26 protein-coding genes and 1 pseudogene are annotated in these 24,982 nt (G+C 69.7%); 17 read left to right on the forward strand and 10 right to left on the reverse strand.

Translation table 11 applies throughout. The features are described from left to right. Nucleotides 1-41 precede the first annotated feature (41 nt). On the reverse strand, nucleotides 42-845 hold the full coding sequence (locus ACZ5CR_RS26085; RefSeq protein WP_468861492.1) for a sulfite exporter TauE/SafE family protein: 804 nt from the start codon (nucleotides 843-845) through the stop codon (nucleotides 42-44). A gap of 95 nt (nucleotides 846-940) precedes the next feature. Here ACZ5CR_RS26085 and ACZ5CR_RS26090 point away from each other — a divergent pair, with 95 nt between their 5' ends. The 3 genes from ACZ5CR_RS26090 (at nucleotide 941) to ACZ5CR_RS26100 (ending at nucleotide 3,861) form a co-directional block, all read left to right on the forward strand. After that, a complete protein-coding gene (locus ACZ5CR_RS26090; RefSeq protein WP_468861494.1) occupies nucleotides 941-1,723 on the forward strand; it encodes an AraC family transcriptional regulator in 783 nt (260 codons plus the stop codon). A 421-nt stretch (nucleotides 1,724-2,144) separates the two neighbouring features. Continuing rightward, nucleotides 2,145-2,663 (forward strand): transglycosylase SLT domain-containing protein, encoded by a 519-nt coding sequence (locus tag ACZ5CR_RS26095; RefSeq protein WP_468861496.1) that lies wholly within the window; start codon nucleotides 2,145-2,147, stop codon nucleotides 2,661-2,663. 52 nt (nucleotides 2,664-2,715) lie between these two features. Then, nucleotides 2,716-3,861 carry an LCP family protein gene (locus tag ACZ5CR_RS26100; RefSeq protein ID WP_468861500.1) on the forward strand — a complete coding sequence of 382 codons (1,146 nt, stop codon included), beginning with the start codon at nucleotides 2,716-2,718 and terminating at the stop codon, nucleotides 3,859-3,861. Between the two features lie 45 nt (nucleotides 3,862-3,906). On the opposite strand, the gene ACZ5CR_RS26105 is transcribed toward ACZ5CR_RS26100, so the two are convergent. From ACZ5CR_RS26105 to ACZ5CR_RS26115, 3 genes are all read right to left on the reverse strand, one after another. Continuing rightward, complete coding sequence (locus ACZ5CR_RS26105) at nucleotides 3,907-6,012, reverse strand: MMPL family transporter (protein WP_468861502.1); 2,106 nt, start codon at nucleotides 6,010-6,012, stop codon at nucleotides 3,907-3,909. Nucleotides 6,013-6,142: 130 nt separating this feature from the next. Continuing rightward, complete coding sequence (locus ACZ5CR_RS26110) at nucleotides 6,143-6,640, reverse strand: MarR family winged helix-turn-helix transcriptional regulator (RefSeq protein WP_468861504.1); 498 nt, start codon at nucleotides 6,638-6,640, stop codon at nucleotides 6,143-6,145. A 134-nt stretch (nucleotides 6,641-6,774) separates the two neighbouring features. Then, entirely contained in the window at nucleotides 6,775-7,374 is a 600-nt protein-coding gene (locus tag ACZ5CR_RS26115; RefSeq protein WP_468861506.1) for a TetR/AcrR family transcriptional regulator, read from the reverse strand. 118 nt (nucleotides 7,375-7,492) lie between these two features. Here ACZ5CR_RS26115 and ACZ5CR_RS26120 point away from each other — a divergent pair, with 118 nt between their 5' ends. Together ACZ5CR_RS26120 and ACZ5CR_RS26125 are read left to right on the forward strand one after the other, a co-directional pair. After that, nucleotides 7,493-8,245, forward strand: a complete 753-nt coding sequence (locus ACZ5CR_RS26120; protein ID WP_468861508.1) for an SDR family NAD(P)-dependent oxidoreductase — start codon at nucleotides 7,493-7,495, stop codon at nucleotides 8,243-8,245. A 13-nt stretch (nucleotides 8,246-8,258) separates the two neighbouring features. Beyond that, nucleotides 8,259-9,008 (forward strand): SDR family oxidoreductase, encoded by a 750-nt coding sequence (locus ACZ5CR_RS26125; RefSeq protein ID WP_468861510.1) that lies wholly within the window; start codon nucleotides 8,259-8,261, stop codon nucleotides 9,006-9,008. A gap of 98 nt (nucleotides 9,009-9,106) precedes the next feature. Here the strand turns inward: ACZ5CR_RS26125 and ACZ5CR_RS26130 are convergent, their stop codons facing one another. Next, nucleotides 9,107-9,670 carry a DUF6417 family protein gene (locus ACZ5CR_RS26130; protein WP_468861513.1) on the reverse strand — a complete coding sequence of 188 codons (564 nt, stop codon included), beginning with the start codon at nucleotides 9,668-9,670 and terminating at the stop codon, nucleotides 9,107-9,109. 377 nt (nucleotides 9,671-10,047) lie between these two features. On the opposite strand from ACZ5CR_RS26130, the gene ACZ5CR_RS26135 reads away from it, so the two are divergent. Both ACZ5CR_RS26135 and ACZ5CR_RS26140 read left to right on the forward strand, forming a co-directional pair. Then, nucleotides 10,048-10,404: an ANTAR domain-containing protein gene (locus ACZ5CR_RS26135; RefSeq protein WP_468861515.1), complete on the forward strand. Its 357-nt coding sequence runs from the start codon at nucleotides 10,048-10,050 to the stop codon at nucleotides 10,402-10,404. Between the two features lie 71 nt (nucleotides 10,405-10,475). Continuing rightward, nucleotides 10,476-11,021, forward strand: a complete 546-nt coding sequence (locus tag ACZ5CR_RS26140; RefSeq protein WP_468861518.1) for an isochorismatase family protein — start codon at nucleotides 10,476-10,478, stop codon at nucleotides 11,019-11,021. Between the two features lie 93 nt (nucleotides 11,022-11,114). On the opposite strand, the gene ACZ5CR_RS26145 is transcribed toward ACZ5CR_RS26140, so the two are convergent. Beyond that, complete coding sequence (locus ACZ5CR_RS26145; protein WP_468861521.1) at nucleotides 11,115-11,990, reverse strand: oxidoreductase; 876 nt, start codon at nucleotides 11,988-11,990, stop codon at nucleotides 11,115-11,117. A gap of 79 nt (nucleotides 11,991-12,069) precedes the next feature. On the opposite strand from ACZ5CR_RS26145, the gene ACZ5CR_RS26150 reads away from it, so the two are divergent. After that, nucleotides 12,070-12,738, forward strand: a complete 669-nt coding sequence (locus ACZ5CR_RS26150) for a helix-turn-helix transcriptional regulator (RefSeq protein WP_468861523.1) — start codon at nucleotides 12,070-12,072, stop codon at nucleotides 12,736-12,738. On the opposite strand, the gene ACZ5CR_RS26155 is transcribed toward ACZ5CR_RS26150, so the two are convergent. After that, complete coding sequence (locus tag ACZ5CR_RS26155) at nucleotides 12,725-13,309, reverse strand: TetR/AcrR family transcriptional regulator (protein WP_468861525.1); 585 nt, start codon at nucleotides 13,307-13,309, stop codon at nucleotides 12,725-12,727. The two genes, ACZ5CR_RS26150 and ACZ5CR_RS26155, sit on opposite strands and share 14 nt — an antisense overlap. Nucleotides 13,310-13,411: 102 nt before the next feature. On the opposite strand from ACZ5CR_RS26155, the gene ACZ5CR_RS26160 reads away from it, so the two are divergent. Then, nucleotides 13,412-14,311: an SDR family oxidoreductase gene (locus ACZ5CR_RS26160; protein ID WP_468861528.1), complete on the forward strand. Its 900-nt coding sequence runs from the start codon at nucleotides 13,412-13,414 to the stop codon at nucleotides 14,309-14,311. A 65-nt stretch (nucleotides 14,312-14,376) separates the two neighbouring features. On the opposite strand, the gene ACZ5CR_RS26165 is transcribed toward ACZ5CR_RS26160, so the two are convergent. Next, nucleotides 14,377-15,399 carry an Lrp/AsnC family transcriptional regulator gene (locus tag ACZ5CR_RS26165; RefSeq protein WP_468861530.1) on the reverse strand — a complete coding sequence of 341 codons (1,023 nt, stop codon included), beginning with the start codon at nucleotides 15,397-15,399 and terminating at the stop codon, nucleotides 14,377-14,379. 92 nt (nucleotides 15,400-15,491) lie between these two features. Here ACZ5CR_RS26165 and ACZ5CR_RS26170 point away from each other — a divergent pair, with 92 nt between their 5' ends. The 3 genes from ACZ5CR_RS26170 to ACZ5CR_RS26180 all read left to right on the forward strand — a co-directional run bounded on the left by ACZ5CR_RS26170 (nucleotide 15,492) and on the right by ACZ5CR_RS26180 (nucleotide 19,437). Continuing rightward, nucleotides 15,492-16,790, forward strand: coding sequence for a metal-dependent hydrolase family protein (locus ACZ5CR_RS26170; protein ID WP_468861532.1), 1,299 nt, complete (start codon nucleotides 15,492-15,494; stop codon nucleotides 16,788-16,790). Continuing rightward, nucleotides 16,787-18,415 (forward strand): AbgT family transporter, encoded by a 1,629-nt coding sequence (locus ACZ5CR_RS26175; RefSeq protein ID WP_468861534.1) that lies wholly within the window; start codon nucleotides 16,787-16,789, stop codon nucleotides 18,413-18,415. The genes ACZ5CR_RS26170 and ACZ5CR_RS26175 overlap by 4 nt, the downstream gene beginning before the upstream one ends. A 176-nt stretch (nucleotides 18,416-18,591) precedes the next feature. Continuing rightward, on the forward strand, nucleotides 18,592-19,437 hold the full coding sequence (locus ACZ5CR_RS26180) for an LLM class flavin-dependent oxidoreductase (protein ID WP_468861536.1): 846 nt from the start codon (nucleotides 18,592-18,594) through the stop codon (nucleotides 19,435-19,437). A 39-nt stretch (nucleotides 19,438-19,476) separates the two neighbouring features. Here the strand turns inward: ACZ5CR_RS26180 and ACZ5CR_RS26185 are convergent, their stop codons facing one another. Then, nucleotides 19,477-20,379, reverse strand: coding sequence for a helix-turn-helix domain-containing protein (locus ACZ5CR_RS26185; RefSeq protein WP_468861539.1), 903 nt, complete (start codon nucleotides 20,377-20,379; stop codon nucleotides 19,477-19,479). 129 nt (nucleotides 20,380-20,508) lie between these two features. On the opposite strand from ACZ5CR_RS26185, the gene ACZ5CR_RS26190 reads away from it, so the two are divergent. Genes ACZ5CR_RS26190 through ACZ5CR_RS26205 form a run of 4 tightly spaced genes read left to right on the forward strand, consistent with a single transcriptional unit; the run spans nucleotide 20,509 to nucleotide 23,775 of the window. Continuing rightward, on the forward strand, nucleotides 20,509-21,105 hold the full coding sequence (locus ACZ5CR_RS26190; protein ID WP_468861540.1) for a non-oxidative hydroxyarylic acid decarboxylases subunit B: 597 nt from the start codon (nucleotides 20,509-20,511) through the stop codon (nucleotides 21,103-21,105). 46 nt (nucleotides 21,106-21,151) lie between these two features. Further along, nucleotides 21,152-22,579, forward strand: coding sequence for a non-oxidative hydroxyarylic acid decarboxylases subunit C (locus tag ACZ5CR_RS26195; RefSeq protein ID WP_468861542.1), 1,428 nt, complete (start codon nucleotides 21,152-21,154; stop codon nucleotides 22,577-22,579). Between the two features lie 44 nt (nucleotides 22,580-22,623). Further along, the gene (locus ACZ5CR_RS26200) at nucleotides 22,624-22,869 is read left to right on the forward strand and encodes a non-oxidative hydroxyarylic acid decarboxylases subunit D (RefSeq protein ID WP_468861544.1); all 246 of its coding nucleotides are present in this window, start codon (nucleotides 22,624-22,626) and stop codon (nucleotides 22,867-22,869) included. 39 nt (nucleotides 22,870-22,908) lie between these two features. Then, nucleotides 22,909-23,775 carry an LLM class flavin-dependent oxidoreductase gene (locus ACZ5CR_RS26205; RefSeq protein WP_468861546.1) on the forward strand — a complete coding sequence of 289 codons (867 nt, stop codon included), beginning with the start codon at nucleotides 22,909-22,911 and terminating at the stop codon, nucleotides 23,773-23,775. On the opposite strand, the gene ACZ5CR_RS26210 is transcribed toward ACZ5CR_RS26205, so the two are convergent. After that, the gene (locus ACZ5CR_RS26210) at nucleotides 23,776-24,402 is read right to left on the reverse strand and encodes a maleylpyruvate isomerase family mycothiol-dependent enzyme (protein WP_468861549.1); all 627 of its coding nucleotides are present in this window, start codon (nucleotides 24,400-24,402) and stop codon (nucleotides 23,776-23,778) included. Nucleotides 24,403-24,568: 166 nt separating this feature from the next. On the opposite strand from ACZ5CR_RS26210, the pseudogene ACZ5CR_RS26215 reads away from it, so the two are divergent. After that, nucleotides 24,569-24,976 (forward strand): annotated as a pseudogene (locus tag ACZ5CR_RS26215) (YciI family protein); the annotation flags it as partial. Nucleotides 24,977-24,982: the final 6 nt, after the last annotated feature.

Consider the following 24,982-nt stretch of genomic DNA (forward strand, 5'->3'; position numbering starts at 1 on the left):
TGCCGCGCTCCGGTCCTCGGCCGAACCGGTGAAGTGGCCCGTCAGACCAAGAGCAGCATCGCGACCGTCACCATGGCCAGCAGTGCGACGTAGGCCCAGGCGTGGGCGCGGTCGGGGATTCGCGGCGGGCGCCGCCGCAGCACAGCGATGACCGGCAGCGCCCCGAGGAGCAGCGCCGACGCGGCGCGCAGGTCGATCAGGCCCACCAGATGCACCTGCGCGTTCGCGGCGGCGGGCACCGCTGCCACCCCCAGGGACACCGCGGTGGCGGGGAGCGCGATCGCGAGGGTGAGCGGGTTGGCCAGCGCGGTCGCCACCCGCATCGTGTGCCCGGCCCGCCGCATCGCGGGAACGGTCATGACGCTGCCGCCCACGCCGAGGAAGGCGGCCACCGCACCGATCGGTGCGCCGAAGAAGGACGGCAGCGGTCGCGGATCCACGGATTCCCTCTCCACCCCCGCGTGCGGGCGCAGGAAACCGGGGCGCAGGAGCAAGTCGGCGATGGTGAGCGCGACGTACGCGATGAAGGCCCAGTGGGCGAGGTCGTCCGAGGCCAGGCGCGCGGCCAGCGCACCGGCCGACGCGCCGACCGCGAGCAGGAGCAGCAGCCTGCCGCTGCCGCGGAGCGCGAAAAGTACCCGCCGCGGCGTGACGACCGTCGCGAACCCCGCGTTCACCACCATCACCAGGGCAGAGGTGGCCGTCGCCACCCGCATTGCGTCCGCGCCGAGTGCGGCGTCCGCCCAGACCACGACCGGCACCGCGACGAACCCTCCACCGAAACCGAACAACACGGTCGTCACCCCGGTGAGGAGCCCGACCCCGACCAACGTCACGAAGTCCATGGGTCCCACCTCACCAGCCGCGACGATCTACTCGCATGCGATGGTCGGCACAGTTCTTTCGCGTGTCGGCCAGTAGCGGCCTCTAGGGTGGGCGGGTGAAGAACGTCCCGCTGGCCGATGTCGACCACGTCGACCGGGCCGTCCTGCCGATCGGTACCGACTACCCGCCCGGGCACATCCTGGACTGGCACGAACACCGGCGCGCGCAGTTCCTCCACGGTGCCACCGGCGTCATGGTCGTCGACACCGCCGAGGGGACCTGGACGGTTCCGCCCGAGCGGGCCGTGCTGATCCCGCCCGCCACACGGCACCGGGTCCGCATGCTGGAGGTCAGCACCCGCAGCCTGTACATCGAGCCGCACGCCGTCCCCTGGTGGCCCGCCACCTGCACGGTCGTGGACGTTCCGCCGCTGCTGCGCGAGCTGCTCCTGGCCGCTGCCGAGTTCGAGGCCGACTACAGCCTCTCCGGGCGCGAGGGAAGCATCGCCACGCTCCTCCTGTACGAGATCGCCGAGCGCGCCCCGCTCCCTTTCCACGTCGGGATCCCCGCCTCCGCCGACCTCGCGCGCCTCTGCCGCGAGTACCTGGCCGCACCCGACGCCGACGCCACCAACGCCGTATGGGCAGCCAGGACGGCCATGAGCGAACGGGCCTTCACGCGACGCTTCCGCTCCGAGACCGGTGAGAGCCCAGCCATCTGGCGGGGGCGCGCCCGCCTGCTCGCTGCCGTACCGCTGCTGCGCACCGCGTCGGTCAGCGAAGTCGGCGCCCGCATCGGCTACGCCTCTCCCGCGGCGTTCACCGCCGCCTTCACCCGTGCCTTCGGCATGCCCCCGTCCCGCTTCACCGCGAGCCGCCGAGGCGGCAGTCAGCTCTGACGCTGTACGCGGACGGCACAGTGAAGGCGTCGACGGCGACCTGACCTGCGTGTTCGCGGAGAATCCCCCGGACGCCAGCTGCGCAGCGACGTCGAGCCGGGGTGCCTACCCCCTGGACCCCGTTTCCAATCTCCGAGGACGCGCCAAACACGGCCGAAGCTGTGAGCCCACCCATAGGAGCCACGTCACATGCTAACGACGGTAGTAGACACCTCAAGGCCCCCGTGGACGGCCGCGGGTCTCCTGTGTGGCCTCTGACCAGGGCGTCCTGCGTACCGGGGTAGTACGTCACATCGTTGCGTCCCGCTCCGGCCACCGCTAACCCTTGCTGAAGTTCCGGCGGGGAATCGGGACCGAACCGAGCGAATCAGCTCGATTCGACCGAGCCCCCCACTCACTTCGCATTGGAGAGTTCCCCCGCATGGCCACGACCCAGACGCAGACCAGCACCGGCCGCACCACCCGCACCGCCCGACTGCGCAAGATCTCCGTCGCCGGCATCGCCACCGCCGGTGCCGCGGCCGCAGCCCTCACGCTGGTCCCCTCGCCCGCCCAGGCCGCAGAGCCGACCGCGGCGAGCACGAAGGCCACCCAGGCCGCCGCGGCCAAGAAGCCCCACGCCGACAACCTCGACGGCTGGATCCGCGAGTCCCTGGACATCATGAAGTCCAAGGGCATCCCCGGCTCCTACGAGGGTCTGCACCGCAACATCATGCGCGAGTCCGCCGGTGACCCGAACGCCCAGAACGGCTGGGACGTCAACGCGCAGGCAGGCACCCCGTCCAAGGGACTGCTCCAGGTCATCCAGCCCACCTTCGACGCGTACCACGTCTCGGGCACCCCCAATAACCTGACCGACCCGGTCGCCAACATCACCGCGGCCGCGAACTACGCCGCCGACAAGTACGGCTCGATCGACAACGTCGACTCCGCGTACTGAGCCACCGGCCGACGCAGCAACTGAGCCACCGGTCAACGAAAAGGGGCAGCGCATGCCGCACGAGAGCGGGAACGAGCAGCAGGCGCACATGGCCGCGGAGCCCGCAGGCCCCGCAGTGCCCGACTACGGGCCCGCGCGGGTACGAGGCTCCCGGCGCAAGCCACGGAAGAAGACCCTGCGATACGTCGCATGGGGCGCCCTGGGAGCAGTCCTGATCGGCGGAGGAGGCGCCGCCTACGCCTGGCAGCACCTCAACGGCAACATCCATGGCACCGACATGAACGCCGCCCTCGGGCACGACCGGCCCGGTCAGCAGAAGGACGGCTCGATGAACATCCTCCTGCTCGGGTCCGACTCCCGGGCGGGAACCCACGGCCAGTACGGCAGTGGTGTCAGCGGAGCCCGCGCCGACACGGCGATGGTCCTGCACGTCGACAAGACCCACAAGAAGGCTTCGGTCGTCAGCATTCCGCGCGACACGATGGTCGAGCGGCCCCAGTGTGCGAAGCCGCAGGGCGGCAAGGCGGCCGGCGCGCAGCAGGCCATGTTCAACTCGTCCTACCAAGTGGGCGGACCGTCGTGCACCGTGAAGACGGTCGAGAAGATGTCGAACCTCCGGATGGACCACTACCTCGAAGTCGACTTCAAGGGATTCCAGAAGCTCATCGACGAGCTCGGCGGCGTGAACATCACCACCCACAAGGCGATCAAGGACCCCAACAGCGGCCTTGCCCTGAACGCGGGCAAGCACACGCTGGGGGGCAAGCAGGCACTGGAGCTCGTCCGCACCCGGCACGGCGTGGGTGACGGCAGCGACCTGGGCCGCATCCAGCTCCAGCAGGCGTTCATCAAGGCGCTGATCCACCGCGCCGACACCGTCGACCCGCTGGGCAGCCCCGCCAAGTCCTACGACCTGGCGGACACCGCGACCAAGAGCATCAGCGCGGACTCCGGCCTGGCCTCGGCGGACAAGCTCCTCGGTCTGGCCAAGGAGCTCAAGGGCATCAGCCCCGACCGCACCAACATGGTCACGATGCCGGTCACCTACGACTCCCAGGACTCGGGCCGGGTCCTGCCGCTGGACAAGGCGTCGCAGCGGGTGTGGACCGCGCTGCGCCAGGACCAGCCCGTACCGAAGTCCGCGACGCGGGACTCCGTGGGCGACAAGACCGAATCGCCGGTCACGGCGGGCACCTGACCCGTACCCGGCCCGGGTCGCTGCGCCTGGCGCGGCTGGCTGTGCCTAGTCGCGTCCCGTACGGCTGAGGGCCCCCGGCCACCACGCTTTCGGGCCGATGTCGCGGACGAGAGCCGGTACCAGGAGCGACCGTACGACCAGGGTGTCCAGCAGGACTCCGAAGGCGACGATGAACGCGATCTGGACGAGGAAGGCCAGCGGGATGATGCCGAGCGCCGCGAAGGTCGCCGCGAGCACGACCCCGGCCGATGTGATGACGCCACCGGTCGCGGTCAGGCCGCGCAGCACCCCTTCGCGCGCCCCGTGGCGCAGTGATTCCTCGCGGACCCGTGACATCAGGAAGATGTTGTAGTCCACGCCGAGGGCGACCAGGAAGACGAAGCCGTAGAGCGGTACGGAAGAGTCCGTCCCGCTGAATCCCAGTACGTGCTGGAAGACGAGGGCGGAGACTCCCAGAGTGGCCACGAAGTTGAGCGCGACCGTCGCGACCAGCAGGACCGGCATGAGCAGCGACCTGAGCAGCCCGATCAGGATGACGAGAATGATTACGAGGACCACCGGAACGATGAGCTTGCGGTCGTGCTCGGCGGTCCGCTGCGTGTCGTACTGCTGCGCGGTGTAGCCGCCGACCAGTCCGTCGGCGCCGTCCACCGTGTGGACGGCGTCGCGCAGCCGGGCCACGGTGTCCTTTGCCGCGTCACTGTCGGCGGAGTCCTCCAGAGTGGCGTCGATACGTACGCGGCCGTCGACGACCAGCGGCTCTTCCGCGCCCGGTCGGCCGGAGGCGCTCACGGCCGAAGCCGATGACACCCCGTCGGTGCGTTCGACCGCCGCCGTGACCTGCTCGAGCCTGTCGGCATCAGCGACCACCACGGCCGGATTGCCCGATCCTCCGGGGAAGTGCTTGCCGAGTGTCTTCTGCGCGGCCACGGAGGGCGCGTCGTTGACGAAGATCTCGTTCAGGGGCACGCCCTTGGACTGGAGGGTCGGGGCGAAGGCGGTGCAGATGAACAGGCCGACCAGGGTGCCGGCCCAGACCTTGCGCGGCGCCCGGTCGACGAGCGAGGCGATCCGCGTCCACACGCCCTGCCCGGCGGACTTCTCCGTGGCCGACCTGGGCTTGGCGGGCCAGTAGGCCGCGCGCCCGAGGAGGATCAGGACCGGGGGCAGGAAGGTGAGCGTGCTCAGTACGGCGCAGGCGATGCCGATGGCCCCGACGGGCCCGAGCGCGCGGTTGTTGGTGAGGTCGCTCAGCAGGAGTGCGAGCAGTCCAAGGGCGACCGTGGCGCCGCTGGCGACGATGGGACCGAGCGAACGGCGCAGCGCCGCCCGCATGGCGGCGACCCTGTCGCGGCTGACGGCCAGTTCCTCACGGAAGCGCGCGGTGAGCAGCAGCGCGTAGTCGGTCGCGGCGCCGATGACCAGGATGGAGAGGATGCCCTGGACCTGGCCGTCGACCCGGACGATGTCGTGGTCGGCGAGCACGTAGACGATTCCGCAGGCGAGCCCCAGGGCGAAGACGGCCCCGAGGATGATGACGAGCGGGAGCAGCACGCTGCGGTAGACGAGCAGCAGGATCACCAGGACGGTGATCAGGGCTACCCCGAGCAGGAGGCCGTCGATGCCCCCGAAGGCGTCGGACAGGTCGGCCTGACTGGCCGCGGGACCGGCCACCTGGGCGTCGGTTCCTGGCACCTTCGCCGCTGCCTGCCTGACCTGCTCCAGGGTTCCTTCCAGCTCGTCGCCGAGGTCGGGCCGCAGTTGTACGACACCTTGCAGCGCTTGGCCGTCCTTGGACAGCACCGCGGGGGACACCTGCCCCGTAACCCCTGACACGTCGCTCAGGGAAGCCAGCGCCCGGGTGGCGGTGTCCTTCTGGGCCTGATCGATCCCGTCGGACTGTGTGCCGCCTGTGTCGCCGTCCGCGGTCCAGACGACGATCGCGGGGAGGGTCTCCTCCTGACGGAACTTCCGCTGGGCGTCGATGACCTGCGTCGACTCGGCGTTCTGCGGCAGAAAGGCGGCTTGATCGTTCGTGGCGACCTCGCCGAGTTTTCCGGCGTAGGGCCCGAGCGTTCCGCCGATGCCGAGCCAGGCGACGAGCAGGACGACGGGGACCAGCCAGCGTGCCAGGCGCGTACCTCTGGACATGGAGCTCCTTCCGGGCTTAATACCTCAACGAATAAGAATCTCAATGATTGAATCATCTTGATCGCCACGAGTGCCCGGCGGGTGTACCACGGAGATGCCCGACCTGGCGGGCGGACCTGTCGCTGCGGGCCTAGCGCTGACGCCCGCGCAGCTCGGAGAGTTCCTCGTTCATCGCGGCCAGGAAGCGCAGCACCACGGCGAGTTCGTCCTCGCTGAACCGCACGCGAGCGCTCTCCGTTGCTGCGGCCAGCGGCTGGAAGAAGGTGCGCGCCGCCGCTTTGGCGCCGGGAGCGTAGTGCAGATGCACCACTCGGCGGTCCTCACTGTCCCGTGTCCGGCGGATGTGCCCGGCGCGTTCAAGACGGTCAAGGCACGCGGTGACGGCGCCCGAGGTCAGCCCCAGATGGTCGCGCAGCCGTCCCGGAGTGAGCGGATCATCCGCGTCCAGAATGGCGGCAAGGGCCTGGACGTCCGTCGCGTGCAGATCGTGGTCGGCGGCGAAACCGTGGATCAGCCGGTTGAGCTCGCCGTTCATGCGCCGCAACTGCACCGCGAACGATTGCAGATCTGTCGGCGCCGAGTCCGATGCCGCAGTGCCGCTGAACGCTGAATCCTCTGTACTGGCCACATGGGCAGCCTATAGATCCCTCACCAGTGCAGTCCCGCCGGTCGCGGGCGGCCTTGGGCACCGAGCGGCTGGTGCTGCGACCGGGAAGGTTCGCTGGGTCGCTGGTCGCGTTGGTGGGTGCTGGGCCGGACTGGTCAGGCCCGCAGCCCGTCCACGGCCGTATCGATCGCAGCCAGCGCCGCGCTCTGATCGAGACCCGCCCTCGATACGAGCGACAGGCCCTGGACGATGTAGAGCAGGAGCTGCGCCTGGGCCTCGGGGGAGGAGTTGGCCGTGACCTCGCCGGCGGCCTGGGCGCGGCGGAGCGCGTCGGTGACGATCTCGATGAACCGGCGGTACGAGCGGGTCACGACCTCCGTGGCCTCACCGTCCTGGGGGACCAGTTCGGCGGTGGTGTTGCCGACCAGGCAGCCCTGCGGCACGCCCATGTCGGAGATCAGTTCGTCCAGCCGCGCCGGGTGGGTCAGGATCTCGCGCAGGGCCGGTAGGAGCGGGGTGGTGTCGAGCGCGGCGGTCAGGTGCCGCTCGTACACCTCCCAGTAGAGCCTGACGGCGTCCAGGTAGAAGCGGCGCTTGTCACCGAACGTTCCGTAAAGACTGCCGCGCTCCACGGCCAGCGCGTCGACCAGGTCTTGGACCGACGTCGCCCCGTACCCCCGGGACCAGAACAGTTCGAGTGCGCGCGCCAGCGTCTGTTCCTTGTCGAACTCGCGGGGCCGTCCGGTTCGTGCCATGCGACCAAGACTACGACTTCTTGACTGTGCGTTCAAGAAGTCGTAGCTTCCGTTGCGTTACTTCTTGAACGAGCGCACAGAAGTCGCTGGCCAATGGCCGGCGTGAAGGGCGAAGAACATGGAATTCGCAGGCAAGACGGCACTCGTCACCGGGTCCGGCGCGATCGGCGGGCTGGGGCACGCGACGGCCAAGGTGCTGGCCGTGGGCGGGGCCGACCTGATCCTCACCGGCAGCGACGCCGAGCGCGGTGCCCAGGTGGTGGCGGACATACGCGCGGCCGGTGGCGGCTCCTTGGCCGGAACGGTGCGGTTCGTCGTCGCCGACCTGTCAGACCCGGCGGCCGTGCGGCAACTGGCCGACGGCGCCGGAACCATCGACATCCTGATCAACAACGCGAGCGTGATGACGTTCGCCCCGACCGCCGGGCAGGACCTCGCGAGCTACGACTCCGCCTTCGCCGTCAACGTGCGCGCACCGTTCCTGCTCACCGCGCTGTTCGCGGAGAAGATGGCCGCGGGCGGCGGCGGCAGCATCGTCAACATCAGCTCCACCGCGGCCGGCCTCGGCATGCCGGGCATGGCCGTCTACGGCGCCACCAAGGCGGCACTCGAATCGCTGACCCGCACCTGGGCGGCGGAGTTCGCCGAGTCGAACGTGCGGGTCAACGCCGTGGCCCCAGGGCCGATGCGCACTTCCAAGGTGGTCGCGGCGATGGGCCCGGACATGGGCGGCATGGGGCGGACCACCGCGCTCAAGCGCACGTCGGACCCGGCCGAAGTGGCTCAGGTGGTCGCCTTCCTCGCCGGTGACCGAGCCAGCTACGTAACCGGAGCGATCGTGGCCGCCGACGGCGGCCGGACCGCGATCTGAGGAGTTCAGAACAGTGAATCGTCTTGCAGGGAAGCACGCACTGATCACCGGAGGGACGAGCGGCATCGGCCTGGAGACGGCCCGCCAGTTCCTCGCCGAAGGCGCGACCGTCGCCATCACCGGCCGCTCCCGGGAAAGGCTGGACGAGGCAGCCCGGCAACTGGAAGGCCCGCTGCTGACCATCGCCAGCGACGCCGGCGACGTACCCGGCCAGGCGGCACTCGCGGCACGGCTGCGGACGGAGTGGCCCAAGCTCGACGTCCTGATGAGCAATGCCGCAGACGTCACCCACCTACCGCTCGACGCATGGACCGAGGAGGCGTTCGACAGGCTCGTCGCGACCAATCTCAAGTCGCCGTTCTTCCTGATCAGAGACCTGCTGCCGCTCTTCTCGCAGCAGTCATCGGTCATCCTCGTCGGTTCGGTCTCCGCGTACATAGGACACGAGAACGCGACGGTCTACGGCGCGGCCAAGGCGGGGTTGCTCTCCTACACGCGCGGCCTGACCTACGAGCTGAAGGACCGGGGCGTCCGCGTCAACGGACTGAGCCCGGGCCCGACCGTCACCAACGCGTTCGCCCCCCTCGGCCCCGAACGCCAGGCCGCCCTCTATGAGGAACTCCGGCAGACCGTACCCCTGCACCGCCTGGGAACCGCCACGGAGCTGGCGAAGGCGGCCGTGTACCTCGCCTCGGACGAGTCCGCCTACACCGCGGGCACGGTGCTGCGGGTTGATGGGGGCATCGGGGAGCTGGCGTATTGAGCAGCCCGCACAGCCCCGGTTCGAGTGATCCCCCGGGCACACTGCCCGGCCTGCGGGGCGGCACGTCGCGCTGCCAGACACTCGCCCCGGTCACAGCACTAGCCGGTCTCACCGCGCTGTGGCTCAGGAGTGAGGAGGGCAGGAGGGGGCGTATAGCTCACCCCGTACACCCGGGCGAAACGGTTGGCGGGTGCCGCCGACCCACCGAGCCGCTCGAGAAAGAACGCCCGTGCCATCGACTCCATCTGCTCACCGCTCACATACACGACCCATCTGTTGGACGCGGCGTTGAACCGCGCCCCTTCCACCGCCGACTCCAGACCCGACGCCGGTCCACGACGCAGTCGCCCGCGCAGAGCGAGGAAACGCCTCAGCGTGTCCAGATCCGCGCGGCGCAGGCCTACCTGCTGCAGTCCGGGCGAGGGAGCCTCGACATGCGGCGGAGCCGCCCGGGCCTGTACGTACAGGAGCGCGTCCCACCCGTCGTCCGTCAGCTGCACCGCCCACGAGATTGCCCGGCCGGCCTTCGCCGAGAGCTCCGCCTGCTCCTCGCGGGGAGCCACTCGGACCAGCCCGAGTTTCACCAGGGGGCCCATGGCGCGTTCATCGAGTCCGGGTCCTGCCGTGGCCCATCCATCGGTTGTGCGCTGCACGTCAGCCACGCGTTGCAGCAGCGTGTAATGCTCAGCCGAGCGCCGCATCCTTTGCCCCTCCCGCCGAACAGTGCGTTGCCGTGACGCTAGCGTGCACCCCCGCCCGAAGGGGTGTTGTTTGAGATGGTCCACGCCCCGAAAACGCGGTCGATGTCGAAGCGCGGCGCCGGTTTCAGAGCGGCGTAGTTGGCTACCCGAGCAAAGCGATAGCACAGCGCTGTGCAACGTAGGCGCCGGTCGGTTGGGACAGACAGCCACCGGCGCCGCCACATGCACGGAGTCAGCAAACTATGGCCATGGATGTGGGGGATCTGCGATGCTCACCTCATCGGCCGCACTGTCGGCCAGACAGGTTCTGCGTAGGTAAATGAGGAGAGGTAGAGCAGGTGGCTTCCTCGTCGGAATCTCTCAACACGTCGGCACTGAATCCTCATCAGAATGCCGATCAGCAGGCCTCCGACGACTGTGCGGATGAGGCCGCCGAGATCAAGGCGCTGCGCACCGAGGTCAATGAACTGCATCGCGCCATGGAGTCTCATCCGTCCATAGACCAGGCGCGGGGCATGCTGATGTCCCTGGGGCCGTGTACCGCGGATGAGGCGTGGGAGGTTCTGGTCGAGGTGTCGCAACGCTCCAACACCAAACTGCGTGCCGTGGCGGAAGAGCTGATCGCCACGACGGAGGGCGAGCCGCTGCCCGGCCCGGTCCGCGCGGCTCTCAGTAAGGCACTGGCCAAACGGTAGAGAGCGGTGGCTGGATCCAGCCCTCCAAGGAGCGCCAGAGCCCTCGTTGGAGGGTCCTCTATGGTGTGACCATGCCACACGCCTCCGTGCTCCTCGTCATCGACATGCAGAACACCCCGGTCGCCATCGCCTACCGGGCTACCGAGACCGTCGCTGTGATCGCCGGGCTGCGCGAACGCGCGAAAGCCGCCGGTGTACCCGTGGTGACGGTCCAGGACCAGGGCGACGGGATGGAGGCGGGTACCCAAGGGTGGCGAGTCGTGCCTGAACTTGCCCCCACCGAGGACGAGTTGCTGGTCCGCAAGACCAGCCCGGACAGCTTCCTCGGCACGGATCTCGACAAGACCTTGAAGATGCTGGGAGCCACCGAGGTGGTCGTCACCGGATTCGCGACGGAGATCTGCGTGGACACGACGGCGCGGCGGGCGCTGAGCCACGGATACGACCTGGTGGTGGCCGCCGACGGGCACACCACGTCCGTCCGGTCGGACGGTGGCGAGTTCGCCTCGCCGGCACAGTCGATCGCCCACCACAACGAGATCTTCCGGAACCTCCGCTTCCCGGGGCGGAGCGTCCGGGTGCTGCCCGCGGCCGAAGTGGACTTCGCCGCTGCCTAGGGCCTCTTGGCGCGGCGCGACGTGCGAGAGCGCCGGCCGGCGGCCTGGCTGCGAGCCGGGAGACCACCGACCGGTGAAGCGCCACGAGGACTGTCAGGCTTTCAGCTCCGCGAGGTCGGCGGCGTCGAGGCGCAGCCCGGCCGCGGCGAGGTTCTCGGCGAGGTGTGCGGGCGAACCGGTGCCGGGGATGGCCAGCATGTTCGGTGAACTCGCGAGCAGCCAGGCGAGGGCGACCTGTGAGGTCGTCGCGTCGTGCCTCTTGGCGACCTGCGCGAGACGGTCGTGCTCGATCGGATCGAAGCCGCCACCGAGCGGAAAGAACGGCACGTAGGCGATGCCGTGTTCCACGCAGCGCGCGAGCACGGCGGCGTCATCGTGACGATGCACGTGGTACTGGTTCTGGACCGCGACGACCGGCGCGATGCCCCGTGCCTCGTCGAGTTGCGCCAGGTCGACGTTGCTGACCCCGAGGTGGCGGATCAGACCCTCCGCACGCAGTTCCGCCAGCGCCGCGAACCGGTCGGCCACGCTCTCGCCACCCGGCTTGTTCACTCCTCCGACCCGCAGATACACAAGGTCGAGTCGGTCGAGACCGAGGGCGCGCAGGTCCTCGGTCACCAGGCCGCGCAGCTGCTCGGGTCCTGCCTGGCCGCTGGGCACGCCGTCCGCCGCGAGCAGCGGGCCGACCTTGGTGGCGATCAACAGTTCGGCCGGGTAGGGCGCGAGCGCCTTGCGGATCAGTTCGTTGGCGCGGACCTCCCCCCGAACGTAGAAGCCGGCCGTGTCGATGTGGTCGACACCCGCGTCGACTGCCTGCCGCAGTACCGCGACGCCGGTCTGCGGGTCGCGTGCGGGACCGGTGAAAGTGCCTGCGGGCAGCCGCATCGCGCCGAAGCCGAGGCGGTTGACGGAGCGGTCGCCACCGAGCATGAACTGGCCGCTCGCTGCGGCCGTGATCTCTGTAGTCATGTCCCCACCCTCAACCCGCTGGGGCCTTCACAGGGCCATATGGCAACGTGTTGCCACCGTCATGAGCGAGACTGGGAGCGTGACCGACCACACCACGCTGACGGTGCACGGCGAGAAGGAGCTGGCCGCGCGGACCGCCGCGCTGTTCGGCGAGACGACGCGGGAGTTCTTCTGCGCCGCGAACGACCTGCACACCTGGGCGCGGCCCGAGGCGAGGAAGGCGATGGTGCGCCGCCTGCGCCCCCGGGCAGCCGAAGGCGTGGCCGTGCGCAAGCTCTACACACCGGCCGTACTGGCCGACGAGGAACAGCGGTTGCACCTGTTCGATGTCGCGGACGCCGGTGGGCAGGTGCGCGTGCGTGCCGCGAGCCTGCCCCACGAGACGATCATCATCGACCGGCGGGTGATGATCCTGGCGGGCCGCAGTGGCGCACGCGGTCGCGAGTTCACGATCACGACCGCACCGGCTCTCGTCGGGGGTGTCCACGCCCTCATGTGTGCCACGTGGGATGCAGGTACCCCTCTCTCGGACTACCTGCGGAGGGAGACCGGGGGCCTGGACGCCGACTCGTTCGCCGTGCTGCAGGCGCTCGCGGCCGGACTCACGGACGCCGCGGGCGCACGCCGCGTCGGTATGTCCGTACGGACCTATCGCAGGCGGGTGGCCGACCTGATGACCGTGCTGGAGGCCGACTCACGGTTCCAGGCGGGTGTGAACGCAAGCCGACTCGGCCTCACCGGCCGCTGATCCCGGTCGCATCCTTCGTCAGCGCGTCCATGAAGAGGTCGACGAGCGGGCGGGCCTGCTCTTCGGTGCCGTGCTGCGCTGAATAGGCGATGCCGCCCATGAGGAGCAGGACATTGTCGGGGGCGACGTCGGTCCGCAGGCTGCCGTCCCGGGCGCCGGCCGCGAGGAGCGTGGCGACGGCGTCGGTGAGCAGCGTGCGGCTGTCGGAGTACGGGTCGATCCCGGAGGCGATGACCGCGTTGAGGGCTTCGGACATACCGCTCTTGGCCGTGGCGTAGCGGATGAAGTGCTCCATCCACATCCGGGTGGCCTCGGCGGCCGGATGACGGGCGATGAGATCGTCCACCTTCTCGCACACCTGGGTGAGCTGGCGCCGGTAGGCGGCGTCGATGAGGACTTCCCGCGTCGGGAAGTGCCGATAGAGGGTGCCCACGCCGACCCCCGCTTGCTTGGCGATGGCGGCAGGCGCGGTGTCAAGACCCTGTTCGGCGAAGGCCTGAGCGGCGACCTCGAGCAGGCGCTCCCGGTTCTGCAGCGCGTCACTCCTGGTGCGGCGAGGTGCGGCGGGCATACGGGTTCCTTCGCTGTGGGTCGCCGGTTGCTTTCCGGAACGTATTCCGCTTAATGTCTAACCGGAATACGTTCCGGTAGCACCCTACTCCAGGAGCATCCCGTGCCCGCTCTCTCCGACAAGGCCGTACGTCACTGGTTCATCACCGGGGCCTCCGGCGGTCTGGGCCGCCACCTCACCGAACTCGCCCTGCGCAACGGCGACCGCGTCACGGCGACGCTCCGCCGACCCGCGGCTCTTGAGGACCTGCGCGAAACGTACGGCGGACGGCTGACCGTCGAGGTCCTCGACCTCACCCGGCCGGCCGACGTCGACAGGGTGGTCGCAAGGACACTTCGGTCCGGTCCGGTGGACATCGTGGTCAACAACGCCGGATACGCGGTCGTGGGCGCCGCCGAGGAGATGACCGCCGAGCAGATACGCGACCAGATCGAGGTCCTCCTGCTCGCCCCGATGATGATCACCCGGGCTTTCCTGCAGCCGATGCGGGAGCAGGGTGGAGGCCGGATCATCCAGATCTCCAGCGTGGGCGGCCAGATCGGCATCCCCACCCACAGCTCCTATCACGCGGGCAAGTGGGGCCTTGAGGGCTTCACCGAGAGCGTCAGCCGCGAGGTCTCCGACTTCGGCATTCACCTCACGCTGGTCGAGCCCGGCGCCACCCGCACCGGCTTCGCCTCGGCCCTGCACTACACCACCGAAACGGCCGCCTACCGTGACAGGGCCGTCGGGCAGACCAGGCGCTACCTGGAATCCGCCGACGAGAGCGCATTCACCGGCGACCCGGCCAAGTTGGCCGCCGCCATCCACGCCACCACCCGCCACCCGAGCCCGCCCCTGCGCCTGTCGCTCGGCTCCGACACCTATGACGCGATCCACGCAGCACTCACCGAACGCCTGACCGCACTCGAGGCCCAGAAGGACCTCGCTGGGTCCGTCGCCTTCAGCCAAGGGAAGCCCGCCCGCACGACCCCGGGAGTCGACGGGAAGGTGGCCGACTGACGTGCGGCTACGAGGGAGACGGGCGCGTGAGCCGGTGCTTCGTACGGATGATCCGCGCAACGCCCTTACGCGTCCCAGTAGTTGAGTGGCGCCGACCCCACGCTGTGCCCCCGGCGGTCGAGGACCCGCCCCGCGTGCTTGATCGTGCGCAGCACCACGGCGCGCTCCGTGATCCGCAGATCCAGGTGCGCGAGGCGGCTGTTGAGCAGCGCTTCGGTGGTGTGGACCTCGGACAGGTCCGGCAGCCAGATGTCGAGCATCAGATTGTGCGCGCCCGCGGTGATGCTGCACATGCGCAGACCGGGCAGGGTACGCAGCGCGCTCACCGTCTCGTCGAGATGCTGGGCGGGCACCGAGCCGAAGTAGACGACCGAGACCGGGAAGCCGGTCAGCGGCCGGGCCAGCGCACAGCGCAGCGAGAGCCGCCCGGTGCCGGTCAGGACGCGCAGCCGGCGCCGGACGGTCGCGGCCGATGCGCCAACGGTCTCGGCGAGGTCCGTCAGGGGCATCCGGCCGTCGGCGCCGAGCGCGAGGGCGATCCTGCGGTCGAGGGGCCGCAGCGGTTCGTCGGGCAGCGCGGGCCGTTCCACGGCGAGCGCGGTCCGCTGCTGCCGGGTGAGGCTGCGCAGCCGCCACGAGGCCCCCTCGAAGGGCGCCGCGGTGATGACATGGCTGCGTACGGCGCGCACGCCGGGCAGCTGCGACACCCGCTCGCCGGAGAGCCGGGCGAGGCCGTCGAGGTCGACGGCGGCGACGATCGCGAGCAGATCACGCTCGCCCGAGGTCTGCTTGAGGCTCAGCACATGGGGGTCACGGGCGAGCTGCCCGACGGTGTCCTCGCTCAGCCGCCCGCCCATGTCGATCTCGACCTGGGCGTAGACGCCCTCGTCGTGGCCGGGGGACAGGTAGCCGTCGACCCAGGCGATGCCCGCGCGCACCATGCGGTCCCAGCGGCGGGCGACCGTCACCGCGTCGACCTCCAGGACCTCGCCCATCCGTACCCAGGGCACCCGGGGCTGGATCTGGAGGGCGTGCACGATGGCCAGATCCAGCTCGTCGAGGTGGTGTGCCGACTGCTGCGTATCCATGAGAGATGCCGAATTCTGCATTGGAGGCGTCTTGGTGAAGGATTCCGGCGATTTTACACACGCGTCATCCCTGATACCGAGGATCGTCGGCCATGAGCCACGCACAGTTTTCCTCCCTGCGCATCATCCGGGCCCGTCTTGTCGACGGCACCGGAGCGGACCCCGTGACGGACGCCGTCATCGACATCGACGAGGACGGCACGATCGTCCACGCGGGACCGGCGGCCACGGCACCGGAGGCCCCCGCCAGGTCCCGGACCGTGGACGCGGCAGGACGCACGGTCCTGCCGGGATTCATCGACACCCACGTCCACCTCGCCATCGAATCGCCCCGGCAGATGGTCCGCCGACACGAGAGCGACCAGACCCTGGAGACGTTCCGCACCGCCGAGCGGCTGCGGATCACCCTGGACGCCGGTATCACCACCGCCCGTGACCTGGGCGGACTGCCGGCCGGCTACCGGGACGCGGTCGCGGTGGGCCTGACCACAGGACCCCGGCTGCACACGGCGGTCCGCATCCTCAGCCACACCGGAGGCCACGCCGACTTCCGCTCGGAGTGCGGCTTCGACCCCAGCGCCGGCGTGGGCGAGATCGCCGACACCCCGGACGAGGTGCGCGTCGCGGTGCGCCGCCTGCTCCGCTCCGGCGCCGACGTCATCAAGGTCTGCGCGACCGGCGGGATGAGCAGTCCCTACGACCAGCCCGACGACGAGGGCCTGACCGTCGAGGAGATCCGTACGGTCGTCGACGAGGTGGCCCGGCACGGCGGCCGCCCGGTCGCCGCCCACGCGCAGGGCACCGCGGGCATCGTCAACGCGATCCGCGGCGGCGTGAGCAGCGTCGAGCACGGCTACGGCCTCACCGCGCAGGCGCGGGAACTGGCGGGCGAGCACGGCACGTTCGTGGTGCCGACCCTGTCGACGGTGTTCGACGGCATCGACCGCTCGACCATGCAGCCCTTCCACTACGAGAAGAAGATCCGCTGGTCCGGCATCACCCGGGAGAACATCGCCGCGGCCATCTCCGACGGCGTACGCATGGCGATGGGCACCGACGCGGCGATGGTGCCGCACGGCCGCAACCTGCGTGAGCTCTCCCACCTCGTGTCACTCGGCATGAGTCCGGCCCGGGCCATCGAGACGGGCACCCGCAGCGCCGCCGAACTCCTGGGCCTGTCCGCGGAGATCGGCACGCTCGAGACCGGCAAGCACGGCGACCTGGTGATGTGCGACGGCGACCCGATCGCGGACATCTCGCTGCTGTCCGACCCGGCGCGCGTCGTGCTCGTCGCCCAGCGCGGCGCCGTACGCAAGGACACGCTCGGCCTGGCACAGGCCACCCCCGCCCCCGCGGCCAACGGCGCACCATCGGAAGGAGCCGCCGGATGAGCACCTCGGTCACCTCCGCGAAGACACCGCCGGGCGGGCCGCCCAAGAAGTCCGTGCTCGACAAGGTCATGAACGGCATCGAGCGTGCGGGCAACAAGCTGCCCCACCCGGTGCTGCTCTTCCTCGGTCTGTTCCTGATCATCGGCACGGTCTCGACGGTCCTCGCCGCCACCGACGCCACCGTCACGGTGCCGGGCGAGGACGAGACACTCGCGGTCAAGGGCCTGTTCAGCGGCGAGGGTGTGCGCTGGCTGCTCGAGAACTTCATCCCGAACTTCACCGGCTTCCCCTCGCTCGGCACCGTCCTGCTGATGATGGCCGCGGTCGGCGTGGCCGAGAAGACGGGCCTCCTCGAGACGGCCGTACGCGCCTCCATCGCACGGGCCCCCAAGCGGCTGCTGCCCTACCTGGTCGCCTTCGTGGCCTGCCAGGCACACCTGATGAGCGACGTGGCGATCCTGGTGATCCCGCCGCTGGCCGCACTCGCCTTCAAGAACGCGGGCCGCAACCCCATCGCTGGCCTCATCGGCGGCTTCGCCTGCACCTGCGCGGGCTACGCCGCGGGCTTCTCGATCGGCGCGCTCGACGCGCTCTACACCGGCATCACGCATCAGGCCGCCGCGGTCGTGCCCAGCGGCGAGGGCGCCCCCACGCACATCCTCATCAACTACTTCTACACGGCCGCTGCCAGCTGCGTGCTCGCCCTGATCGGCGGCTTCCTGATCTCCCGCGTCCTGGAGCCCCGGCTGCCCCAGCCGGACCCGGATGCCGAAGCCGAGGCCGCTGCCGAGGAGGAGCACCAGGCCGCGACCGAGGGCGCGGCAGGCACGGACGCGGCGGCCACCGCACGCCCCTCCGTCGTCGTCACCGCCAGGCAGCGCACGGGCCTGCTGCGCTCAGGTCTCGCCGTGCTGCTCTACGCGGCCGTCGTGGTCACCTGCTGGCTGCTGCCGGGCTCCCCGTTGCGCGGCGAGGGCGGCGCGCTGGTTCCGTCGCCGGTTCTCGACGGCATCGTGCCGCTGCTGTTCGTCGCCTTCGTCCTCGCCGGTGTCGTCTATGGCCGCACCGTCGGCACGCTCAAGCGCGCCGAGGACGCTCCCCGGATGATGGCCGATTCGATCACCGGAATGTCCGGCTACATCGTGCTGATCCTGGTGATCTCCCAGGTCATCGGCGTCTTCGACTGGTCCAACGTCGGTACGCTGCTCGCGGTGAACGGCGCCAACCTCCTGGAGTCCGCGGGCCTCACCGGCTTCACAGGGCTTGTCCTGTTCGTCCTCCTGGTCTGCGTCCTGAACCTGTTCGTCACCTCGGGCTCGGCCTTGTGGTCGTTGGTCGCGCCGGTCTTCGTCCCGGCGTTCCTGCTCCTCGGCATGGAACCCGCCGTCACCCAGGCGGCGTTCCGGATCGGGGACTCCGCGACCCAGATGATCACGCCGCTCAATCCGTACGTCTTCCTGATGCTGACGATCCTGCGCCGCTACGAACCCGGGGCGCAGCTCGGCACGGTCCTGTCCCGCCTCTCGGTGTTCGTGGTCCCGTTCCTGATCGCCTGGCTCGCGGTCCTCGGCCTCTTCTACGGCCTGGACCTGCCGCTCGGCCCCGGCGCGGACATCCACCGGTGATTTACCCGGGGACGGCGTGAATCTGCTTGTCCCACCGAACCGACGAACTCTAAAGTGGAAGCACTTCGACGAGACGCTCCCCAGAAGCACGCCGCAGAGCGAGAGCGTCCCACCTCACTGAGGTGCCGAAGGGGCGGCAGCCTACTTTGTCGACCCTTCCTTCGGAGGTCTCCGTCATGAACGTCGGTATCGGTCTGCCCATCGGCGACCCTGCCACCCTGCTCACCTGGGCCCAGCGCGCCGATGCGGGTCCCTTCAGCACACTCGGCCTGCTCGACCGCCTCGTCTACGACAACCCCGAGCCCCTGGTGGCGCTCGCCCTCCTGGCGGGCGCCACCTCACGGATCCGCGTCCAGACCGAGGTGCTGCTCGCCCCGCTGCGCGACACCGCCCTCCTCGCCAAACAGGCCGCCACCTTGGACCAGATGTCCGGTGGCCGCCTGGTCCTCGGCCTCGGCGTCGGTGGCCGGGACGACGACCACCAGGTCTCAGGCATCGACATACGCACCCGAGGGCGGCGCCTCGACGAGCAGATGGCGGTCATGCGCCGCCTGTGGTCCGGCGAGCCGTACGGGGACGGTGTCGGCCCGATCGGTCCCGCGCCCGCCCGCCCCGGCGGCCCCGAGGTGCTCTTCGGGGGCTTCAAGCCCGCCGCCATCGAACGCGTCGCACGCTGGGGTGACGGCTTCCTCGCCGCAGCTCCGCCCTCCTGGGCGGGCGGACTGTTCGACACCGCCCGCAAGTTCTGGAAGGAGTACGACCGTGACGGCGAACCGCGCATCGTCGCGCAGATCAACGTCGCGCTCGGCCCCCAGGACGTGGTCCATGACGCCCGGACGAACATGCACGCCTATTACGCCTTCACCGGCATGGCCGACCGCATGGTTGCCGGACTGTGCACCACACGGACCGAGATCCGTGATGCCATCGCCGGTTTCACCGACCTCGGCGCCGACGAGGTGATGCTCTACTGCTACGGCCTCGATCCGGACCAGGTGGACCGTCTCGCCGAGCTCCTGTGACGGCGATGAGGTGACAGGTGCCTGACCGGAAGCCGCACCTCAGGCGGGGCCGAAGGGGACCTGACCCAGCGCCTGCGCGCGGAACGCGGCCGGAGTCGTGCCCGTCCGCAGACGGAAGAACTTGTTGAAGTCACTCGCGTCCGCGAACCCCAGCCTCCCGGCGATCTCCTTCGCCGGGAGGCTGCTGTGCTGCAGGAGGCGTTTGGCCTCCAGAAGCACTCGCTCGTCGACGAACTTCTTCGCACTCGCCCCGGTGACGGCCAGCGTCGCCCGGGAAAGGGTGCGCGGGCTGTAGCCAAGGGCGGCCGCGTAGTCCTCCACCCGCCGTGTCACCGCGTGGTCGCGCTCCACCGCGTCGTGAAAACGCCGGAACACCTCGCTCACCGGGCCCTGCGAGGGCGCCGCGCCCCGCACGGCCGCCAGGCGCAGCACCAGGACGGACACCAGGTGCCTCACCACTTCGACATGTGAGTCCAGTGGGAGCGAGGCCATCGCGTCGTACTCGTACGTGAGATGGCCCAGGGCCCGTTGCAGCGCCTGCGCCTGCTCGCCCTCGGGCACAAGGGGCTGCTGCTCGTAGGGGGGATCCATGTGTGCGGCCGCCACGGTCGCGGGCGGCAGGAATCCGGGCTGGAACAGGACGATCACCCCGTCCGCCGCGGCCAGATCCCGGCCGAACCGCTGCACCTGCCCTGCCCGGATCCACAGCCAGGATCCGGGCGGCAGTTCGTGCTCGACGAAATCCACCGCCATCCGCAGTGGCCGCGAGCGGACCGCGATCAGCTGATGGAAGGCGGGGCGCAACGACGCGTACGGGTCGTTGCCGTGCCGCCGCGAGCGTTCGTAGAGGCCCCCGAGATCGACCACCTCGACACCGGTGGGCGCACCCACCGCCGCCGTGTAATCCAGGTCCCTGACATCAGAGTGTCCGTTTTTCCCCATCGCGAGTCCCGAGCGTACCGCCGACCCGGGACATCTGCCTCCTAGCCTGGAGACAACGGGTGCGCAGAAGTAAAAGCGCAGGTCATCGCGGTGTTGGTTCGATGTTGGTTCGGTGCGAGGAGTGGGCGAGTGCGGCTGATCGTGGGAATGACCGGAGCAACGGGAGCGGCCATCGGTATGCGGCTCCTGGAGAATTTGGCCCAGCTGCCGGACGTGGAGACCCATCTCGTCCTGTCCCGCTGGGCCCGCACCACCATCGAGCTCGAAACGGGCCTCTCGGCCGCTGCGGTGAGCGCACTCGCCGACGTCACCCATCACCCCGACGACCAGGGCGCCACCATCTCCTCCGGTTCGTTCCGTACCGACGGCATGGTGATCGTGCCCTGTTCCATGAAGACGCTGGCCGGAATCCGCGCCGGATACGCGGAGGGCCTGGTGGCCCGCGCCGCCGACGTCGTACTCAAGGAGCGTCGCAGGCTCGTCCTCGTACCGCGTGAGACGCCACTGAGCGAGATCCACCTGGAGAACATGCTCGCCCTGGCCCGGCAGGGCGTGCAGATGGTGCCGCCGATGCCCGCCTTCTACAACCACCCGGCGACCGTCGACGACATCGTCGATCACATCGCCGCCCGAGTCCTCGACCAGTTCGACCTGCCCGCGCCCGCCGCCAAGCGCTGGGAAGGCATGCGCGCCGCCCGCGCCGCCGAGCTGCGGACCGCCTCCTGAAGCGGGCAGCCCCCTGAAGTCCTCTTCCCCCTCAAAGGAGTTACCCATGGCCCACGACGACCTGCGCAGCTTTCTCGACATCCTGAACAAGGAGGGCCAGCTCCTGCACCTCACCGAAGAGGTGCTGCCCGAGCCCGACCTGGCCGCGGCCGCCAACGCCACGGGCCGGATCGGCGAGAACGCGCCCGCCCTGTACTTCGACAACGTCAAGGGTTTCACCGACGCCCGCATCGCCATGAACGTGCACGGCTCCTGGGCCAACCACGCCCTGGCCCTCGGCCTGCCCAGGAACACCCCGGTCAAGGAACAGGTGGAGGCCTTCGCCGCACGCTGGGACGCTTTCCCCGTCGCTCCCGAACGCCGCGAGGACGCCCCCTGGCGCGAGAACACCCAGGAGCAAGGGGACGTCGACCTCTTCTCCGTCCTGCCTCTCTTCCGCCTCAACGACGGCGACGGTGGCTTCTACCTAGACAAGGCCGCCGTCGTCTCCCGCGACCCCGAGGACCCGGAGAACTTCGGCAAGCAGAACGTCGGCACGTACCGCATCGAGGTCATCGGCACCGACCGCCTGGCCTTCCAGCCAGTGCCCATGCACGACATCGCCCAACACCTGCGCAAGGCCGAGGAGTCGGGCGAGGACCTGCCCGTAGCCATCACCCTCGGCAACGACCCCGTGATGACGATCGTGGCCGGGATGCCGATGGCGTACGACCAGAGCGAGTACGAGATGGCCGGCGCCCTGCGCGGCGCACCCGCCCCCATCGCCACCGCGCCGCTGACCGGCTTCGACGTGCCGTGGGGGAGCGAGGTCGTCATCGAGGGTGTCATCGAGTCCCGCAAGCGCCAGATCGAGGGCCCCTTCGGCGAATTCACCGGCCATTACTCCGGCGGCCGCCGCATGCCCGTCATCCGCGTCGACCGCGTCTCCTACCGTACGAACCCGGTCTTCGAGTCCCTCTACCTGGGCATGCCGTGGACCGAGGTCGACTACCTGGTGGGCCCCAACACCTGTGTGCCGCTGCTCAAGCAACTGCGCGCCGAATACCCCGAGGTGCAGGCGGTCAACGCCATGTACACGCACGGTCTGATGGTCATCATCTCGACGGCCAAGCGTTACGGCGGCTTCGCCAAGGCCGTCGGCATGCGTGCGATGACCACGCCCCACGGCCTGGGATACGTGGCCCAGGTGATCCTGGTCGACGAGGACGTCGACCCCTTCAACCTGCCGCAGGTCATGTGGGCCATGTCCGCCAAGGTCAATCCCAAGGACGACGTCGTCGTCATCCCCAACCTGTCCGTCCTGGAACTCGCACCCGCGGCCCAACCGGCCGGCATCACCAGCAAGATGATCATCGATGCGACGACCCCGGTCGCTCCCGACGTACGCGGCAACTTCTCCACCCCGGCGAAGGACCTGCCCGAGACGAAGGAGTGGACGACGAAACTCCAGCAGCTCATCGCGGCCCGCCACTGACCCCCTGTCCCTCTTCTGCTCCTCCTCCGGAAGGAAACCCGGCCATGACCGAGTCCGACCACCCGACCACCTGCCCGCGCTGCGCCTTCGAGGCGATCGGCCGGCTCGCGACCTCGCCCGTGCCCGGCGTCTGGGACGTCCTGCAGTGCCGTCAGTGCCTCTACACCTGGCGCACCACCGAGCCCGCCCGCCGCACTCGACGCGACGCCTATCCCGAGCAGTTCAAGATGACCGTCGCCGACATCGAGAACGCCATCGAGGTACCGGCCGTACCGCCGCTGCTGCGGTAACCGGTTGCCGCTCCCGGCCCGGTGCAGCAGGATGCGGGAATGCGCTTCTCGGTCAACATTCCGAACTTCGGCGACTTCGCTGATCCCAGGACCGTGGCGAAGCTGGCGGTGGCGGCGGAACAGGCCGGATGGGACGGGCTGTTCGTCTGGGACCACGTGCTGCATCGCAAACATGCGGGCAGGCCCTTCGGGGACCCCTGGATGCTGCTGACCGCCGCCGCCCTGGCGACCTCCCGGATCAGGCTCGGCACGCTGGTCACCCCGGTGGCCCGGCGGCGCCCGCAACAACTCGCCCGCCAGGTGGCGACCCTGGACGTCCTCAGCGGCGGCCGGGTCACCTTCGGCGCGGGGCTCGGCGGGCCCATCGAGGACGAGTACGCGAGCTTCGGCGACACCTCGGACCCGAAGGTCCTCGCCGAGCGCCTTGACGAGGGCCTGGACCTGCTCCAGCGCTACTGGTCGGGCGAGCCGGTGAACCACGAGGGGCGGCATTACCAGGCGCGGGACGTCACGTTGCTGCCGGCCACGGTGCAGCGCCCTCGGCCCCCGATCTGGGTCGCCGGCTTCTGGCCGAACCGCCCGCCGATGCGCCGGGCGGCCCGCTGGGACGGCGTGGTCCCCCTGTTCACCGACGCCAAGCACGGCCACGTGCCACCCATCGAGCAGGTCCGCGACCTGGTGGCATACGTGCACAAGCAACGCGAGGACCGGTCCGGCGCCCCCTTCGACATCGTCCTCGGCGGTGCCACACCGGGCGACGACGCCGCCAGGACCCGTGACCTGATCGGCCCGGCGGCCGAAGCGGGCGCCACGTGGTGGGACGAGCGGCAGATTCAGACGAGCGACGGCCTCGACCGACTCACACCGGTGCTGCGGCGCGTCGAGCAAGGCCCACCGGTCTTGTAGTCAGGCGGCCGTCCTCAGCGCGGCCACTCCCGGCCCGTCGAGCTCATCCAGCGCTTCGCGCCGCCCGGACACGGCCAGCAGCAGGGAAAGCGCGGTCCCGCGCACCTGGGGACCTTCCCCGATCGACAAGTCGACGTCCGACGGGACGAGCCGGAGACCGGCCACTCGCTCCTTGGCCCCGCCGAAGGACGCCGACGTACGAACCTGTAGACGCAGTGATCTGACCACAGCATCCGGCCGGTAAGTGTGGGTGAGCCCCAAGGGCCGACGGATGTCCTCACCGTGGACGACCTCCTCGACGAGCCTGGTGTCGAGGGGCGCCGGAGGACCCGACCTGCGCGACGCCACCTGACGCAGTCGCTCCAAGGTCTCCTGCGGTGAGCCACCGCGTTCGCGCTCCACCCCGCGCGCGTTCTGACGGTCGAAGTCGAAACGTGCCCGGACCATGGCACTCACGAAACCGAGCCGTGTCGTGCGAGCGGTGTCGACCAGATGGGCCACCACGTCGTGCACCGTCCACGCGCCGCACAGCGACGGGTGATTCCACTGCTCGTCGTCCAGGCGCGTGAGGTCCTCGATCAGCGCCGCGCGCTCCGCATGCACCAGTGACCAGACATCATCGTTCACGGCTGTTCCTTTGCTCGACCCCAGTGTCCGACATCTGACAGGGGAGACCCGAGGCACGGCGGAAACTCATCGCCGGGCGGACGGCGATGCGCAGAACCTGTGACTGGCTTCGCCTCCGCAGCGAATACGACCACAATGGGCCGCACCAGCACCGAGGAGAAACACGATGGCCAAGTACCTGCTCCTGAAGCACTACCGCGGCGCCCCGGCTTCGGTGAACGACGTCCCCATGGACCAGTGGACGCCGGAGGAGATCTCGGCCCACGTGCGGTACATGAGCGACTTCGCGGACCGGCTCGTGGAGACCGGCGAGTTCATCGACAGTCAGGGACTCGCCCCCGAAGGGACATTCGTCCGGTACGACGGTGAGGGGCGCCCGCCGGTGACGGACGGCCCGTTCGCCGAGACCAAGGACCTCATCGCCGGCTGGATGGTGATCGACGTCGACACTTACGAGCGCGCCGTCGAGCTGGCCGGGGAACTCTCGGCCGCCCCAGGGGCGGGCGGCAAGCCGATCCACGAGTGGCTCGAACTGCGCCCGTTCCTTGCGGCGACGCCCACCATCACGGAGTGTGACCTC

The organism is Streptomyces sp. NPDC031274 (genome assembly GCF_055570235.1).